The 14,921-nt window shown below is 70.6% G+C and carries 15 protein-coding genes; 7 read left to right on the forward strand and 8 right to left on the reverse strand.

Annotated features, from left to right (window positions below; translation table 11 throughout):
- Positions 1-511: 511 nt before the first annotated feature.
- Positions 512-1,162, reverse strand: coding sequence for a DNA-3-methyladenine glycosylase (locus tag AB0924_RS21150; protein WP_358931953.1), 651 nt, complete (start codon positions 1,160-1,162; stop codon positions 512-514).
- A gap of 100 nt (positions 1,163-1,262) precedes the next feature.
- Here AB0924_RS21150 and AB0924_RS21155 point away from each other — a divergent pair, with 100 nt between their 5' ends.
- The 3 genes from AB0924_RS21155 to AB0924_RS21165 all read left to right on the forward strand — a co-directional run bounded on the left by AB0924_RS21155 (position 1,263) and on the right by AB0924_RS21165 (position 3,302).
- Positions 1,263-2,045 (forward strand): sporulation protein, encoded by a 783-nt coding sequence (locus AB0924_RS21155; protein ID WP_358931952.1) that lies wholly within the window; start codon positions 1,263-1,265, stop codon positions 2,043-2,045.
- 43 nt (positions 2,046-2,088) lie between these two features.
- Positions 2,089-2,628: a YbhB/YbcL family Raf kinase inhibitor-like protein gene (locus AB0924_RS21160; protein WP_358931950.1), complete on the forward strand. Its 540-nt coding sequence runs from the start codon at positions 2,089-2,091 to the stop codon at positions 2,626-2,628.
- A 167-nt stretch (positions 2,629-2,795) separates the two neighbouring features.
- On the forward strand, positions 2,796-3,302 hold the full coding sequence (locus AB0924_RS21165) for an HNH endonuclease (RefSeq protein ID WP_358931948.1): 507 nt from the start codon (positions 2,796-2,798) through the stop codon (positions 3,300-3,302).
- A 105-nt stretch (positions 3,303-3,407) separates the two neighbouring features.
- On the opposite strand, the gene AB0924_RS21170 is transcribed toward AB0924_RS21165, so the two are convergent.
- The 3 genes from AB0924_RS21170 to AB0924_RS21180 form a co-directional block, all read right to left on the reverse strand.
- Positions 3,408-4,376 (reverse strand): SPFH domain-containing protein, encoded by a 969-nt coding sequence (locus AB0924_RS21170; RefSeq protein WP_358931945.1) that lies wholly within the window; start codon positions 4,374-4,376, stop codon positions 3,408-3,410.
- Between the two features lie 109 nt (positions 4,377-4,485).
- Positions 4,486-4,917, reverse strand: coding sequence for an NfeD family protein (locus tag AB0924_RS21175; RefSeq protein ID WP_358931943.1), 432 nt, complete (start codon positions 4,915-4,917; stop codon positions 4,486-4,488).
- A 61-nt stretch (positions 4,918-4,978) separates the two neighbouring features.
- A complete protein-coding gene (locus tag AB0924_RS21180; RefSeq protein ID WP_351673136.1) occupies positions 4,979-5,770 on the reverse strand; it encodes an ABC transporter ATP-binding protein in 792 nt (263 codons plus the stop codon).
- A gap of 151 nt (positions 5,771-5,921) precedes the next feature.
- On the opposite strand from AB0924_RS21180, the gene AB0924_RS21185 reads away from it, so the two are divergent.
- On the forward strand, positions 5,922-6,710 hold the full coding sequence (locus AB0924_RS21185; RefSeq protein WP_358931940.1) for a hypothetical protein: 789 nt from the start codon (positions 5,922-5,924) through the stop codon (positions 6,708-6,710).
- A gap of 99 nt (positions 6,711-6,809) precedes the next feature.
- Here AB0924_RS21185 and AB0924_RS21190 read toward each other — a convergent pair whose 3' ends face one another.
- From AB0924_RS21190 to AB0924_RS21200, 3 genes are all read right to left on the reverse strand, one after another.
- The gene (locus AB0924_RS21190; protein WP_366912156.1) at positions 6,810-7,055 is read right to left on the reverse strand and encodes a chaplin; all 246 of its coding nucleotides are present in this window, start codon (positions 7,053-7,055) and stop codon (positions 6,810-6,812) included.
- 168 nt (positions 7,056-7,223) lie between these two features.
- A complete protein-coding gene (locus tag AB0924_RS21195) occupies positions 7,224-7,865 on the reverse strand; it encodes a response regulator transcription factor (protein WP_358931936.1) in 642 nt (213 codons plus the stop codon).
- Complete coding sequence (locus AB0924_RS21200; RefSeq protein ID WP_358931934.1) at positions 7,858-9,003, reverse strand: GAF domain-containing sensor histidine kinase; 1,146 nt, start codon at positions 9,001-9,003, stop codon at positions 7,858-7,860. The genes AB0924_RS21195 and AB0924_RS21200 overlap by 8 nt, the downstream gene beginning before the upstream one ends.
- Before the next feature lie 242 nt (positions 9,004-9,245).
- Here AB0924_RS21200 and AB0924_RS21205 point away from each other — a divergent pair, with 242 nt between their 5' ends.
- From AB0924_RS21205 to AB0924_RS21215, 3 genes are all read left to right on the forward strand, one after another.
- The gene (locus tag AB0924_RS21205; protein WP_366912157.1) at positions 9,246-9,941 is read left to right on the forward strand and encodes an SDR family NAD(P)-dependent oxidoreductase; all 696 of its coding nucleotides are present in this window, start codon (positions 9,246-9,248) and stop codon (positions 9,939-9,941) included.
- Positions 9,938-11,032, forward strand: coding sequence for an S-adenosylmethionine:tRNA ribosyltransferase-isomerase (locus tag AB0924_RS21210; RefSeq protein WP_358931930.1), 1,095 nt, complete (start codon positions 9,938-9,940; stop codon positions 11,030-11,032). Before AB0924_RS21205 ends, AB0924_RS21210 begins: the two co-directional genes overlap by 4 nt.
- Before the next feature lie 326 nt (positions 11,033-11,358).
- A complete protein-coding gene (locus tag AB0924_RS21215) occupies positions 11,359-12,090 on the forward strand; it encodes a transglycosylase SLT domain-containing protein (protein ID WP_358931928.1) in 732 nt (243 codons plus the stop codon).
- 96 nt (positions 12,091-12,186) lie between these two features.
- Here AB0924_RS21215 and AB0924_RS21220 read toward each other — a convergent pair whose 3' ends face one another.
- Positions 12,187-14,757, reverse strand: coding sequence for an FHA domain-containing protein (locus AB0924_RS21220; protein WP_366912242.1), 2,571 nt, complete (start codon positions 14,755-14,757; stop codon positions 12,187-12,189).
- Between the last annotated feature and the right edge of the window lie 164 nt (positions 14,758-14,921).

Below are 14,921 nucleotides of genomic sequence, written 5' to 3' on the forward strand. Positions count from 1 at the left end.
AACCTCGTCCCAGCAGATGCTGGAGACGGGGTATCAACTAATCTGGCGTTGATTTTTGGCACGCTGTTGAGTTCTCAAGGAACGGTCGCTTCCTTAGTACTCACCCTCTCGGGCTTTCCTCCGGGCGCTTCCCTTCGGTCTTGCGTTTCCGACTCTATCAGATCTTTTCTCGATCCGATTTCCTCGGTACTTTCCAGGTTCCCGCTCTCGCGTTTCCCTTTCCGGCGGTTCCGACTTTATCAGATCCTCTCGGCGTCCGATTCCCTGTCGGCGGGATTTGTCGGCCGACCTTGGGCTTTCGCTCGTCGGCCTTTCGACATTCGCTACGTTAGCCGATTCTCCCGGCGACTCATAATCGAGTCCGACGAGTTCGAATTCGGGCACGCGGGCGCGCCAGAATCGACCCCGTTCGGGGGTTGTAGCTAGGTAGTGGGTTGGCCGCTCCGGCTGCAGGCGATCGCCGTACCCGGTTCAGCGGCTCGGGCCACATTACGCACCTTCCAGGGCGGAGTCAACTTCGGCGGCGCCTCGGCACGTGAGCCCGATAAGGGCTCACGGTCGGGTCGTTGGCCACCCAGAACCGCCAGGGGTGGGCGTCGCCGTTGCCGCCCTCCCCGGCGACCCCGGTGCGCGGACCGCTTCGTACCTGGTCAGAGGCGATCGGGGCCCCGGTCAGCATCCTCAGTGGCGTCTCGTCGGCCGCACACGCGTCCGTGCCGTTGAGGGCGCGGTCCACTCCCAGAGCCGTGGCGAGGCGGGCCGGACCCTTGGCCAGTTCCTTGTCGTTCCGGGCCGAAACCCGGCGTTCGCGTGCCAGCTCCGCGCCCTCGACCACCTCGCCGGCCCGCAGCAGCACGGCGCTCGCCCTGCCCTCGGGTCCGCACACGAGGTTCATGCAGTGCCACATGCCATAGGTGAAGTAGACGTACACATGTCCGGGCTCACCGAACATGACGTCGTTGCGGGCGGTGCGGCCCCGGTAGGCGTGCGAGCCGGGATCGCTCGGGCCGTCGTACGCCTCGACCTCGGTGAGGCGTACCGCGATCGGGCCGTCGGGGGTCGTGCGGACCAGGATGCGGCCGAGCAGATCGGGTGCGACCTGGAGTACGGGGCGGTCGAAGAAGTCTCGGGGCAGTGGCATACGGTCCGGGGGCGCGATCATGCCCTCCGAGGGTAGCCCAGACGGGTAGGCGCCCGGCCGGAACCGCCGGTGGCCCGATCGCGTTTGTACGGGGCGAGGGTCCTTTCGTAAAGGGAGAGTCATGGCGTTCAAGAAGCTGCTCGCGAGCCTCGGGGCCGGCGGGGCCTCGGTCGAGACGGTGCTCACCGAGGTCAACGTGGTACCGGGCGGTGTCGTCCAGGGGGAGGTGCGGATCCAGGGCGGGTCCGTGAACCAGGACATCGAGGGTCTGTCCGTAGGGCTGCAGGCCAAGGTCGAGGTGGAGAGCGGCGACCAGGAGTACAAGCAGGACATCGAGTTCACCAAGGTGCGGCTCGGTGGTGCCTTCGAGCTTCAGGCGGGGGCGGTGCACGCGGTGCCGTTCGGGCTCGAGATCCCCTGGGAGACGCCGGTCACGATGATCGACGGGCAGGGGCTGCGCGGCATGAACATCGGTGTGACCACCGAGCTGCAGATCGCCCGCGCGGTGGACTCGGGTGACCTCGACCCGATCAACGTGCACCCGCTGCCGGCGCAGAAGGCGATCCTGGACGCCTTCATCCAGCTCGGCTTCCGCTTCAAGAGCGCGGACATGGAGCGCGGTCACATCCGGGGTACGCGGCAGCGGCTGCCGTTCTACCAGGAGATCGAGTTCTTCCCGCCGGCGCAGTACCGGGGGCTGAACCAGGTGGAGCTGAGCTTCGTGGCCGACGAGCACGCCATGGACGTCGTCCTGGAGATGGACAAGAAGCCGGGTCTGTTCAGCGAGGGCTCGGACACCTTCCGTTCTTTCCAGGTGGGTCTGAACGACTACCACGGGACCGACTGGGCGGCCTACCTCAACCAGTGGCTGTCCGAGGTCGGCTCCAAGCGGAACTGGTTCTAGGCTCGGAACTGCTGATTCCAGTAATCGATCAGGAGGTACCGAGGTGACCGAGCTCAAGCGGCGGCCGCTCCCCCACGACTTCCATCCGCCCGTCCCGTCGTTCACGGTGACGAGTGAGGACGTCGAGGAGGGTACGACGCTGGGGAGCGCCCAGGTCCACGCGGAGGGGAACACCTCGCCGCAGCTGCGCTGGGAGGGCTTCCCCCCTCAGACCAAGAGCTTCGCCGTGACCTGCTACGACCCCGACGCGCCGACCGGCAGCGGGTTCTGGCACTGGGTCCTGTTCGACATCCCGGCCTCCGTGACGGAGCTGCCGGCGGGTGCGGGCAGCGGCAAGTTCGAGGGTCTGCCCGAGGGTGCCGTGCACGTCCGCAACGACTACGGGACCAAGGACTTCGGTGGTGCCGCTCCGCCGCCGGGCGACGGCCCGCACCGGTACGTCTTCACGGTGTACGCGGTGGACCAGGAGAAGCTCGGCCCGGATTCGGACGTCTCTCCGGCGGTCGTCGGTTTCAATCTGCGGTTCCACGCGATCGCACGTGCCCAGCTCATCGGTGAGTACGAGACCCCCGCCGAGGGCTGACGTACCGTGCCGATTCAGCCAAGCGTTCATTGAACGTTTGCCCGCCTCTGGTCTTGGAAGTGATCAGGGGCGGGCATTTTTTATTGCGTTGTCCATCTCGGTGCGCCCGTACAGAGTTGATCCGAGCCCGCCGGGGGGTGGGCAGGTGCGCACGGGAGGTGGGCTGGATGCGTGACACGCTGGTGCTGAACGCTAGCTTCGAGCCGCTGTCGACGGTGACTCTGAATCGGGCCGTTGTTCTGGTGCTGCAGGACAAGGCCGTCGTCGAGCAGGCCCATCCCGTACTGCGCATGCGCGGTGCCGATGTCGACATACCCGCGCCCCGGGTGATCAGGCTCTGCAGATACGTACGGGTGCCGTTCCGAAGACAAGCGCCCTGGTCGAGGCGGGGGGTGCTGGTCCGGGACCGCCACCGGTGCGCCTACTGCGGGCGCAGGGCGACGACCGTGGACCATGTGCTGCCGCGGGCGCAGGGCGGGCAGGACACCTGGCTGAACACGGTGGCCGCGTGCGCGGAGGACAATCACCGCAAGGCGAACCGGACTCCGGAGGAGGCCGGTATGGCGCTGCTGCGGGAGCCGTTCGAGCCGACGCCGGCCGATGCGATGCTGTTGGCTCTGGGGCACGAGGACGTCACCGCCCTTCCCCAGTGGCTGGTTGGGGACGCGGCCTAGTCGTCCGCCGACGGCTCCTCCCCGGCGGCCGCGGGTTGTTCGCCGTTGTTCGCGCGGTTCCCCGCGTCCCTTAGGGGCGCGGGGAACCGGCGTTGTGAGGGCCTTCTAGTCGATGCTCGGCTTCTCGCGGCGTTCCGCGTGCGGGCCGTTGTTCTGGGGCGGGACGGAGTTGCCGCCGTTGCCCGGCTGACCGCCGCCCAGTGGGCCGAAGTTGCCCATCGCGCCGGACAGGCCCTTGAGGGCGTCGCCGATCTCGCTGGGGACGATCCAGAGCTTGTTGGCGTCGCCTTCGGCGATCTTCGGGAGCATCTGGAGGTACTGGTAGGAGAGGAGCTTCTGGTCGGGGTCGCCGGCGTGGATGGCCTCGAAGACCGTCCGGACTGCCTGGGCCTCGCCCTCGGCGCGGAGCGCGGCGGCCTTGGCCTCACCCTCGGCGCGCAGGATCTGGGACTGCTTCTCGCCCTCGGCGGTCAGGATGGCGGCCTGGCGCGTGCCTTCGGCGGTGAGGATCGCGGCGCGCTTGTCACGGTCGGCGCGCATCTGCTTCTCCATCGAGTCCTGGATGGAGGTGGGCGGTTCGATGGCCTTCAGTTCCACGCGGTTGACGCGGATGCCCCACTTGCCGGTGGCCTCGTCCAGGACGCCGCGCAGGGCCGCGTTGATCTCCTCGCGGGAGGTCAGCGTACGTTCCAGGTCCATGCCGCCGATGATGTTGCGCAGGGTGGTGACGGTGAGCTGCTCGATGGCCTGGATGTAGCTGGCGACCTCGTAGGTGGCGGCCCGGGCGTCGGTCACCTGGTAGTAGATGACCGTGTCGATGTTGACGACCAGGTTGTCCTGGGTGATGACCGGCTGGGGCGGGAAGGGGACGACCTGTTCGCGCAGGTCGATGCGGTTGCGGATGGTGTCGATGAACGGGACCACGATGTTCAGGCCCGCGTTCAGGGTCCGCGTGTAGCGGCCGAAGCGCTCGACGATGGCGGCGCTGGCCTGTGGAATGACCTGGATGGTCTTGATCAGGGCGATGAAGACCAACACCACCAGAATGATCAGGACGATGATGACCGGTTCCATCGTGTTCCCCGTACCCCTCTCCGCCTCGGCATCTTCAACGGACGGTCGCCGTTGAGGATCTTGCTGGTCGAGTCTGACAGACCGTCGCGCAACTCGTGGGCAGGACGGCTCAGATGACGATCGCGGTGGCTCCTTCGATGTCCACGACGTCCACCTCCTGGCCGACGTCGTAGGCGCGGCCGGTGTCGAGCGAGCGGGCCGACCAGATCTCTCCGGCGAGTTTGATGCGGCCGCCGGAGCCGTCGACGCGTTCCAGGACGACGGCCTGTTTTCCCTTCAGGGCGTCGACGCCGGTGGCCAGTTGGGGCCGCTGTCTGCCGTGCCGGGCCGCGATGGGGCGGACCACGGCGATCAGGGCGACGGAGATGACGACGAAGGCGAGCACCTGGATCACCACGCCGAAGCCGAGCCCGGCGACGACCGCCGCCGCGATCGCTCCGACCGCGAACATGCCGAACTCCGGCATCGCGGTGACCACGAGGGGGATTCCGAGCGCCGCCGCGCCGACGAGCCACCACACCCATGCGTCGATGTCGTTCACATGGTCATGGTAGGACCGCGGTCCTGCGGCGGACAGGGCGCGAACGGGGGTGCGACGGGCTTCAGGACAGGGGCAGGCCCTGGGCGGTCCAGCGGTCGCCGACCTGCTCGACGACGAGCGGGAGGCCGAAGCAGAGGGAGAGGTTGCGGGAGGTGAGTTCGAGTTCGATCGGGCCGGCGGCGAGGACCTTGCCCTGGCGGATCATGAGGACGTGGGTGAAGCCGGGGGCGATCTCCTCGACGTGGTGCGTGACCATGATCATCGAGGGGGCGATGGGGTCGCGGGCGAGCCGGCCGAGCCGGCGCACCAGGTCCTCGCGGCCGCCGAGGTCGAGGCCGGCGGCGGGCTCGTCGAGCAGCAGCAGTTCGGGGTCGGTCATCAGGGCGCGGGCGATCAGGGTGCGCTTGCGCTCGCCCTCGGAGAGGGTGCCGAAGCGGCGGTCGAGGTAGTCGCTCATGCCGAGGCGGTCGAGGAAGGCGCGGGCGCGCTGCTCGTCGACCTCGTCGTACTCCTCCTGCCAGCCGGCGGTCATGCCGTAGGCGGCGGTGAGCACGGTCTGGAGCACGGTCTGGCGCTTGGGGAGCTTCTCGGCCATGGCGATGCCGGCGACGCCGATGCGGGGGCGCAGATCGAAGACGTCGACCTTGCCGAGGGTGTCGCCGAGGATGGTGGCGGTGCCCTTGCTGGGGAAGAGGTAGCTGGAGGCGACGTTCAGGAGGGTGGTCTTGCCGGCGCCGTTGGGGCCGAGGATGACCCAGCGCTCGCCCTCCTTCACCGACCAGGAGACCTGGTCCACCAGAGCCCGGCCCTCACGGACCACGGATACGTCCTGAAGCTCCAGAACATCGCTCATGAGCGCGTTGTCTCCCCTTGCAGTGTGGCCGGTCTCGGCTGGTCGCGTACGCCTGTGGCTCGGGCCGCCGCGCCGGTGGGCGCAGCCCCTATGAAATCTACGCCACGAGTGCCCCGCACCATTCCATCGGTCCGGTCCTTAGGGTGGGGGCATGCTTTCGGAACCGCGTTCAGGACGCCTCGCCGCTTGGGGAAACGCCCTTCTGGCCGGACTTGTCTCTCCGGATGACGCCGCGCTCGCCATCGTGGGCGAGGACGCCGTGCACCGGGTGCAGGGGCTGCCGGGTGATCCCGGGCCGGCCGGGCTCACGCTCGCGCTGGGGCGGCTGCGGGGACTGGGGGTGACCGGCCTGCGGGTGGCGCTGCCCGCGCCCGGTCATCCGCTGGGGCTGAGCGGGCCGCCGGACTTCAACGCGCGGGCGCTGGAGGCCGAGGAGGCGGTGCTCTGTTTCGGGGCGGCGGTCGGGCTGGTTCCGGAGGTCCATGCGGCCGGGCCGGACGGTGATGTACATGTCGAGGTGGTCTGGCATGTGCTGCCGGTGCGGGAGGCGCCGCCCGCCGATGTGCCCTCGCTGGGTGAGGCCGAGCGGGAGCTGGCCGAGGCGCTGCGGGAGGCGACCGAGGTGCTGTCGAAGCTGGACGTCGCCGGGTCGGGGCCGGTGGCGGAGGCGGCGATCGACGCGTACCGGGCGCGGGCCGAGCGGGGCCGCGAGGTGCTGGCGCCGGGGTATCCGCCGCGTGCGGTGCGGGTGCTCGAGCTGGCTCAGCGGGTGGGTCTGCTGGTGTCCCTGGCGTACGGCAAGGGGCACGGGGGTGCGGTGAGCGCGTCGGAGATGGCGGCGCGGGGCGCGGCGCTGCGGCCGGTGGAGCGGACCGCCAGGCGGGCCCAGGTGGCGGCGTACAACTCCATGGTGGAGGAGCGGGAGCGGGGGGTCCGCTGAACGAACCGGCCGGTGCCCTGGGGCGCGAGTCGTGGTGGGCCGAAGGGCCTTTCCGGGGGGAGGATCCCGGAAAGGCCCGCCGGTCATCGCCGGCAGACCTCAGTGGTTGATGCCGAGGTTGCCGAAGGCCGGGTTCAGCAGGCCGACGACGTTGACGCTGTTGCCGACCGCGTTCACCGGGACGTGCACCGGGGCCTGGACGACGTTGCCCGAGGCGACACCCGGAGAGCCCTGGGCCGCACCGCCGGCCCAGGCACCGTCCGTGGCGGAGGCCATGCCCGCTCCCGCGGCCACCAGTCCCCCGGCCACCATCGCCACGGCCGCCGCCTTCTTCAGGTTCTTCACTGTCCAACCCCTCCTGAGTGTCCACCGCGACGATCGCCGCGGCACGCACTGGAGAACGGCGGAGGCCGCCGGAGGGTACGGCCATCCGGGTGACATTCCCACGACGGTATGAATCTCAGCCCGGAAGGGAACCTTCCGCGTCGCGGCGAACGACGCGCCGGGGGCGGTTCAGCCGGCCACGCCATGGCGCACGGCCCACAGGGCTGCCTGGGTGCGGTCGGCCAGGTCGAGCTTCATGAGGATGTTGGACACATGTGTCTTGACGGTCTTCTCGGAGAGCACCAGGGCGCGGGCGATCTCCCGGTTCGAGCGGCCGTCGGCTATCAGGCCGAGCACCTCCCGTTCCCGGTCGGTGAGTGAACCTCCCCTGCCCTGACCGGAGTTGGCCACTTCCTGGGACAGCAGGGCGTCGGCGACCTCGGGCTGGAGCAGGACGTGGCCGGCGTGCACGCTCCGGATGGCGCCGGCGAGCGCGTCGGGGTCCACGTCCTTGTAGACGTACCCGGCGGCGCCCGCGCGCAGGGCCGGTACCACAGTGCGCTGTTCGGTGAAGCTGGTGACGATCAGCACGCGCGCGGGGTTGTCGAGTTCGCGGAGCCGGCGCAGGGCGGCGATGCCGTCCAGGCCCGGCATCTTGATGTCCATGAGGACGACGTCGGGCCGCAGTTCCTCGGCGCGGGCGACTCCCTCGGCGCCGTCCGCGGCCTCGCCGACGACCTCGATGTCGTCCTGCACCTCCAGGAAGGTGCGCAGGCCGCGGCGGACGACCTGGTGGTCGTCGACGAGCAGCACTCTGATCGGGTCAGCCACCGGGTACCTCCATCTCGATCGTGGTGCCCCTGCCGGGCTCCGCGTGCACGGTGAGGGTGCCGCCGACCCCGCCGGCCCGGTCCCGCATCGAGACCAGTCCCAGATGGCGTCCGGCCCGGCGCACCGCCTTGGGGTCGAAGCCGCTGCCGTCGTCGGCTACGCGCAGGACGGCTCCGCCGCCACGCCGGTCCACGGTCACCCGGACGTGCTCGGCGCCGGAGTGGCGCAGAGCGTTGTGCAGGGCTTCCTGGGCGACCCGCAGCACCGCCTCCTCCTGGGCCGCGGGCAGGGCGCGGAAGCCGTTCGTCGCAAAGGTCACGCGCGCGGTGTGGGCGCGGTCGAGGACCTGTGTCTGGGTGCGCAGGGTGGCGATCAGGCCGTCCTCGTCCAGCGCGGCCGGCCGCAACTCCACCACGGCGGCGCGCAGTTCCTCGGTGGCCTCGGCGGCGAGGGCGGCGACCTGGTGCAACTCGCCCTTGGCGCGGGCGGGATCGCGGTCGACCAGGGCGGCGGCCGCCTGGGCGGTCAGACGCAGGGAGAAGAGCTTCTGGCTGACCGCGTCGTGCAGTTCGTGGGCGAGCCGGGAGCGCTCCTCGGCGATGGTCAGCTCGCGACTGCGTTCGTACAGGCGGGCGTTGGTGAGGGCGATCGCGGCGTGCTGGGCGAGGATGGCGAGCAGTTCCTCGTCCTCCTCGGTGAAGCCGCAGCCGCCCCCGGGCTTGGCGCAGCGCTTGTTCGCGAGGAACAGGGCCCCGATGACCTCCTCGCCGTCCCTGATCGGCAGGCCGAGGAAGTCGGACATGTCCGGGTGGGCGGAGGGCCAGCCCTCGAAGCGGGGGTCCTCGCGGACGTCGGCGAGACGCTCGGGCCGGGCCTCGTCCAGCATGGCGGCGAGGATGCCGTGCCGCCGGGGCAGCGGGCCGATGGCCTTCCACTGGGCGTCGCTGACGCCGTCGACGACGAACTGGGCGAAGCCGCCGTGGTCGTCGGGGACACCGAGGGCGGCGTACTGCGCGTCGAGCAGCTCACGGGCCGAGGCCACGATCGTCTTGAGGACGTCGCGCACCTCGAGGTGTCTGCTCATGGCCAGCAGCGCGGAACTCACCGCGGCGAGGCCGGACCGGGGGCCTTGACTCATGTCCTCACGGTACCGGCGGGGTACGGCGGCGCGGATCGGACGGTGGCGGCGGGGCCCCTCCGCGGGCCCTAGGACGAAGGGGGTAGGTCCACCGGCCCGGACGCGCGGCGTACGCCGAAGGACCCCGCCGCTCTGGTGCCCGCGTCCGAGGCGGTGCGGGGGCGGCCGTTCCTAGGTTGTGGTCACCGCCCGGCGGGGCGGGCCGGGGCGCCGACGCCCTGGGTGACGAGGGGACGGTTGTCATGCCGGTAGCGATCATCACGGGAGCCTCCAAGGGGCTGGGGCGGGCGCTCGCCGAGGGGCTGGCCGCGCGCGGCTGGGACCTGGTGCTGGACGCCAGGGGCGACGGGCCGCTCGAGGCGGCGGCGGAGGCGGTCGCCGGGTACGGCACGCGCGTGACGGCGGTGCCCGGGGACGTCACGGACGCCGGGCACCGGGCCGCGCTGGTGGCCGCCGCGCGGGGGCTGGGCGGGGTCGACCTGGTGGTGAGCAACGCGAGTGCGCTGGGCGCGGAGCCGCTGGTGCGGCTGGCGGAGCTGCCCCCGGAGGGGCTGCGGCGGGCGCTGGAGGTGAACGTCGTGGCGGCGCTCGGCCTGGTCCGGGAGGCGCTGCCGCTGCTGCGGGAGTCGGCGGCGGGCACGGTGGTCACGGTCAGTTCGGACGCGGCGGTGGAGGCGTACGGGACGTGGGGCGGGTACGGCGCCTCGAAGGCGGCCCTCGATCAGCTCGCGGCGGTGCTCGGCCGGGAGGAGCCGGACCTGCGGGTGTGGGCGGTGGATCCCGGGGACATGGCGACGGACCTGTACGCGGCGGCCGTACCGGACGACGACGATCCGCGGCCCGCGCCCGCGCGCGTGGTGCCGGCGTTCCTGCGGCTGCTGGACGAGCGTCCGGCGAGCGGGCGGTACTCGGCGCCGGCGCTGCTGGAGGCACGATGACCACGGCGGTGACGGTGCCCGAGGAGCTGTCGGCGCGCGTGCCGGCGGAGCAGCGCGGGCCCGGCCTGGACCGGGACGCCGTACGGCTGCTCGTGTCGCGCGGCACCGAGGTGGCGCACCACGCCTTCCGGGAGCTTCCGGCGCTGCTGCGGGCCGGGGACCTGCTGGTGGTGAACACCTCGCCCACGCTGGCCGCCGCGGTGAACGGGCGGATCGGGCACACGCGCGTGGTGGTGCACTTCTCCACCCGCGGGGACGACGGCCGGTGGGTGGTGGAGGTGCGGGAACCGGACGGGCGCGGCACCACGCGCGCGCGTGCGGCTGTATCCGCGGGTGCGAGTGCGGGGGTGCGCGCGGGTGCGCCCGCGGGTGCAGTGGTGCGGTTGCCCGGCGGGGCGCGGCTGGTGCTGGAGGAGCCGCTGGGCGGGCGGGGCGAGCGGCTGCGGTGGGCCCGGCCGGCCGGGGCGGAGGTGCTCCGGGTGCTCCGGGAGCACGGGCGGCCCATTCGCTACTCCTATACGGAGCGGGACCAGCCGCTGTCGGTGTACCAGACGGTGTTCGCGCTGCCCGCGCCGGACGGGGCGGGCAGCGCGGAGATGCCGAGCGCGGCGCGGCCCTTCACGGAGCGGCTGGTGGTGGAGCTGGTGAGCCGGGGGGTGCAGTTCGCGCCGGTGACGCTGCACACGGGGGTGGCCTCGGCGGAGGCGCACGAGCCGCCGTATCCGGAGCGGTACCGCGTTCCGGAGGCGTCGGCGCGGCTGATCAACGCCGCCCGGGCCGGTGGCGGGCGGGTCGTGGCGGTGGGGACGACGGCCGTGCGTGCGGTGGAGTCGGCGGCCGGTCCGGACGGGGTGGTCCGGGCGGCCGGGGGCTGGACCGATCTGGTGGTCACGCCCGAGCGCGGGGTACGCGCGATGGACGGGCTGCTGACCGGGCTGCACGAGCCGGAGGCCTCGCATCTGCTGATGCTGGAGGCGGTCGCCGGCCGGGCCGCGGTGGGCCGTGCCTACGAGGAGGCGCTGCGCGGGCGCTACCTGTGGCACGAGTTCGGGGACGTGCACCTACTCCTGCCCCCGGAATCCACTCACTGAGAGCGTTGCGACGGCAACTCATGGTGAGACCTGCGCGCCGCCGATGTGAGCCCGCGCATAGGGCCCACGTCACGTACGAAGGGGCATAGGAGATAAACCACCCATTTGAACGGGACAGACGGCCCAGTCTGTCCCGTTTTGCCCATCCCTGATCCACTATGCGGCTTCGTACGTCACACCTTTGCCCTTGCATTTTGCGCCAGCTAAGAATTGCTTCCGTCGCTCGGCGCCGCGGTTTCCCGCCGCGGCCCTCGTGCGGGAGGAACCGATTCCCCCGGCGGACGCAGGAGAGCGACCTCCGCGCAATCGAAGAGGTCCATCAAGCTATGCCCAAGAACATCCTCAATCGTGCTTATAGTCGTACGCTGACCAAGCAGCACAAGATCGCCATCGCCGGTGTCGGCGCCCTCGGTGCCGCCGCCCTGGCCTTCACGGCCGTCCCCGGCAACGCCCAGACCGTCACCACGGACGCCGCGGCCACGCAGCAGGTGCACTACGCCGGCACGCCGGTCAAGGACGTCAAGGGCTCGCTCACCGACCGGCTCGCCGGCCAGACCGCCAAGCTCGACGCCGTCGCCAAGCAGCAGGCCGAGGCCAAGAAGCAGGCCGCCGCCAAGCAGCAGGCCGAGGCGAAGAAGCAGGCCGCCGCCAAGAAGGCCGCGCAGGAGCGCGCCGACAAGGCCGCGAGCCGCTCCGCGCAGCGCCCCGCGATGCAGATGGTCGCCGCCAAGACCTACTCGGACAACCTGGACGGCTGGATCCGCCAGTCCCTGGACATCATGAAGTCCAAGGGCATCCCGGGCAGCTACCACGGCCTGCACAAGAACATCATGCGGGAGTCCTCCGGCAACCCGATGGCCATCAACGACTGGGACATCAACGCCATCAACGGCATCCCGTCGAAGGGCCTGCTGCAGGTCATCCCGCCGACCTTCAAGGCGTACCACGTGGCCGGCACCTCGTGGAACATCTACGACCCGGTAGCCAACATCACCGCCGCCGCCAACTACGCGGCCGACAAGTACGGCACGATCGACAACGTGAACAGCGCGTACTGAGGCCGGCGCGGGACCTCTGAGACTACGCGGAAGGGCGGCACCCCTGGTGGGGTGCCGCCCTTCGCGTCGTGCGGCCGCGCGTCACGCGGCCCGCGGTCACTTCCGCATGACCTCCGGCTCGTGCCGGCGCAGGAAGCGGGCGACGAAGAAGCCGCAGATCACACCGAGCACGAGCAGCGCGACCATGTTCAGGCCCCAGGCCGAGGCCGCGTGGTCCCACAGCGGGTCGGTACTGGCCGGGTCCTCGGTGTTGGGGGCGATCTTGTTGAAGTCCAGCGTGGCACCGGCCGCGGCCACCGCCCAGCGGGACGGCATCAGGTACGAGAACTCGTTCACACCGAGCGTGCCGTGCAGGGTGAAGAGGCAGCCGGTGAAGACGACCTGGATGATCGCGAACATCACCAGCAGCGGCATGGTCTTCTCGGCGGTCTTCACCAGCGAGGAGATCACCAGGCCGAACATCATCGAGGTGAAGCCCAGCGCCATGATCGGCAGGCACAGCTCGAACAGCGTCGAGCCGCCGAGCACCAGCCCCTGATCGGGGATCTCCCGGCTGGAGAAACCGATCACGCCCACCATCAGGCCCTGGAGCACCGTGACGGCGCCGAGCACGACCACCTTGGACATCAGGTACGCCGAGCGGGACAGGCCGGTCGCCCGCTCCCGCTCGTAGATGACCCGTTCCTTGATCAGCTCACGCACGGAGTTCGCGGCGCCCGCGAAGCACGCGCCGACCGCGAGGATCAGCAGGACGGTGGTCGCCGTGCCGTTCGGAACCGGGACGCCGGTGCGCGGATTGACCGGGTTGACCAGCAGGCCCTTGTCGGAGTCGATCAGCAGGCTGACCGCGCCGAGGACCGCCGGCAGGATCACCGTGAGCGCCAGGAACCCCTTGTCGGACGCTATGACCGCCACATAGCGCCGGATCAGGGTCATCAGCTGGGAGCCCCAGCCCTGCGGCTTGGGCGGCCTGATGGCCTGCGGCGGCGGCATGTGTACGGACTGCGGGGCGACCGCGTCGATGTCCGCGGCGTACATCTGGTAGTGCTGCGAGCCCTTCCAGCGGCCCGCCCAGTCGTAGTCGCGGTAGTTCTCGAAGGCGGAGAAGACGTCGGCCCAGCTGTCGTAGCCGAAGAAGTTCAGCGCCTCCTCCGGCGGGCCGAAGTAGGCGACCGCGCCGCCCGGCGCCATCACCAGGAGCTTGTCGCAGATCGCCAGCTCGGCCACGGAGTGGGTCACCACCAGGACCGTACGGCCGTCGTCGGCGAGACCGCGCAGGAGCTGCATCACATCGCGGTCCATACCCGGGTCGAGGCCGGAGGTCGGCTCGTCCAGGAAGATCAGCGAGGGCTTGGTCAGCAGCTCCAGGGCGACCGAGACGCGCTTGCGCTGGCCGCCGGAGAGGGAAGTGACCTTCTTGTCCTTGTGGATGTCCAGCTTGAGCTCGCGCAGCACCTCGTCGATGCGGGCGTCGCGCTCGGCGGCCGTGGTGTCGGCCGGGAAGCGCAGCTTGGCCGCGTACTTCAGGGCCTTCCTGACGGTCAGCTCCTTGTGCAGGATGTCGTCCTGCGGGACCAGACCGATGCGCTGGCGCAGCTCGGCGAACTGCTTGTACAGGTTGCGGTTGTCGTACAGGACCTCGCCCTGGTTGGCGGGCCGGTAGCCGGTGAGCGCCTTCAGCAGCGTCGACTTGCCGGAGCCGGACGGGCCGATGACCGCGATCAGGGACTTCTCCGGGACGCCGAAGGAGACGTCCTTCAGGATCTGCTTGCCGCCGTCGACCGTGACGGTCAGATGCCGCGCGGAGAAGGAGACCTCACCGGTGTCGACGAACTCCTCGAGCCGGTCGCCGACGATACGGAAGGTGGAGTGGCCGACACCGACGATGTCGTTCGGGCCGAGCAGCGCCGAACCGCCCTTGGCGATCGGCTGGCCGTTGACGTAGGTGCCGTTGTGCGAGCCCAGGTCGCGGATCTCGAAGCGGCCGTCGGGCGTCGAGTGGAACTCGGCGTGGTGCCGGGAGACCTGCAGGTCGGAGACGACCAGCTCGTTCTCCAGGGCACGGCCGATGCGCATCACCCGGCCGACGGCGAACTGGTGGAACGTGGTCGGGCTGCGGTCGCCGTAGACCGGCGGCGCCCCCGCCGCGCCACCGGGCGTCTTCTGCACCGGGTTCCCGTCCGGACCGCCCTGCTGCTGCGGGAACGCCGGCGACTGCTGCCAGTCGGCCCGCGGCGCCTGCTGGTGCGCGGCGGCCTGGTGCGGCACCCCCTGCTGCGGGGCCTGCGGCTGGGCCCAGCCGGGCCCCGCGCCCTGGGCGGCGTACGGCGCGGACTGCGCCTGCTGCTGGGGCTGGGGCTGGGCGACCGCCGCCGCGGCGCCGGACAGATTCAGCCGCGGTCCGTCGGTCGCGTTGCCGAGGTGCACCGCCGAACCGGGGCCGATCTCCATCTGATGGATCCGCTGGCCCCGCACGAACGTGCCGTTGGTGCTGCCGTGGTCCTCGATGACCCAACTGCGGCCGTTGAAGCTGACCGTGGCGTGACGCCAGGAGACCCTGGCGTCGTCGAAGACGATGTCACCCTGCGGATCGCGGCCGAGGGTGTAGGGCCTGGACGGCTCGAGCGTCCAGGTCCGTCCGTTTGTTTCCAGTACGAGTTCCGGCACTCCATGCCCCACTGAGTTGTCCCCCGAATTTCCCCCATCACAGGGAGTCTAGGGATGTCGAACATCGTGGGGAACTATTTCAGGCTCGGCCCCATGACCGAAACCCGGGCCTTGCGACGCGGGCCCGACACACGCTTCAACTCGCCCCGTTGACGGGGTTGAAA

This window comes from Streptomyces sp. NPDC047869, from assembly GCF_040704065.1.
Taxonomy (GTDB): domain Bacteria; phylum Actinomycetota; class Actinomycetes; order Streptomycetales; family Streptomycetaceae; genus Streptomyces.

Excerpts from the sequence above, each read along its gene's own strand:
- AB0924_RS21170 (WP_358931945.1), bottom strand. The coding sequence starts at position 4,376 with ATGGAACCGGTCATCATCGTCCTGATCATTCTGGTGGTGTTGGTCTTC.
- AB0924_RS21165 (WP_358931948.1), top strand. The coding sequence starts at position 2,796 with ATGCGTGACACGCTGGTGCTGAACGCTAGCTTCGAGCCGCTGTCGACG.
- AB0924_RS21210 (WP_358931930.1), top strand. The coding sequence starts at position 9,938 with ATGACCACGGCGGTGACGGTGCCCGAGGAGCTGTCGGCGCGCGTGCCG.
- AB0924_RS21200 (WP_358931934.1), bottom strand. The coding sequence starts at position 9,003 with ATGAGTCAAGGCCCCCGGTCCGGCCTCGCCGCGGTGAGTTCCGCGCTG.
- AB0924_RS21185 (WP_358931940.1), top strand. The coding sequence starts at position 5,922 with ATGCTTTCGGAACCGCGTTCAGGACGCCTCGCCGCTTGGGGAAACGCC.
- AB0924_RS21150 (WP_358931953.1), bottom strand. The coding sequence starts at position 1,162 with ATGATCGCGCCCCCGGACCGTATGCCACTGCCCCGAGACTTCTTCGAC.
- AB0924_RS21180 (WP_351673136.1), bottom strand. The coding sequence starts at position 5,770 with ATGAGCGATGTTCTGGAGCTTCAGGACGTATCCGTGGTCCGTGAGGGC.
- AB0924_RS21155 (WP_358931952.1), top strand. The coding sequence starts at position 1,263 with ATGGCGTTCAAGAAGCTGCTCGCGAGCCTCGGGGCCGGCGGGGCCTCG.
- AB0924_RS21215 (WP_358931928.1), top strand. The coding sequence starts at position 11,359 with ATGCCCAAGAACATCCTCAATCGTGCTTATAGTCGTACGCTGACCAAG.
- AB0924_RS21205 (WP_366912157.1), top strand. The coding sequence starts at position 9,246 with ATGCCGGTAGCGATCATCACGGGAGCCTCCAAGGGGCTGGGGCGGGCG.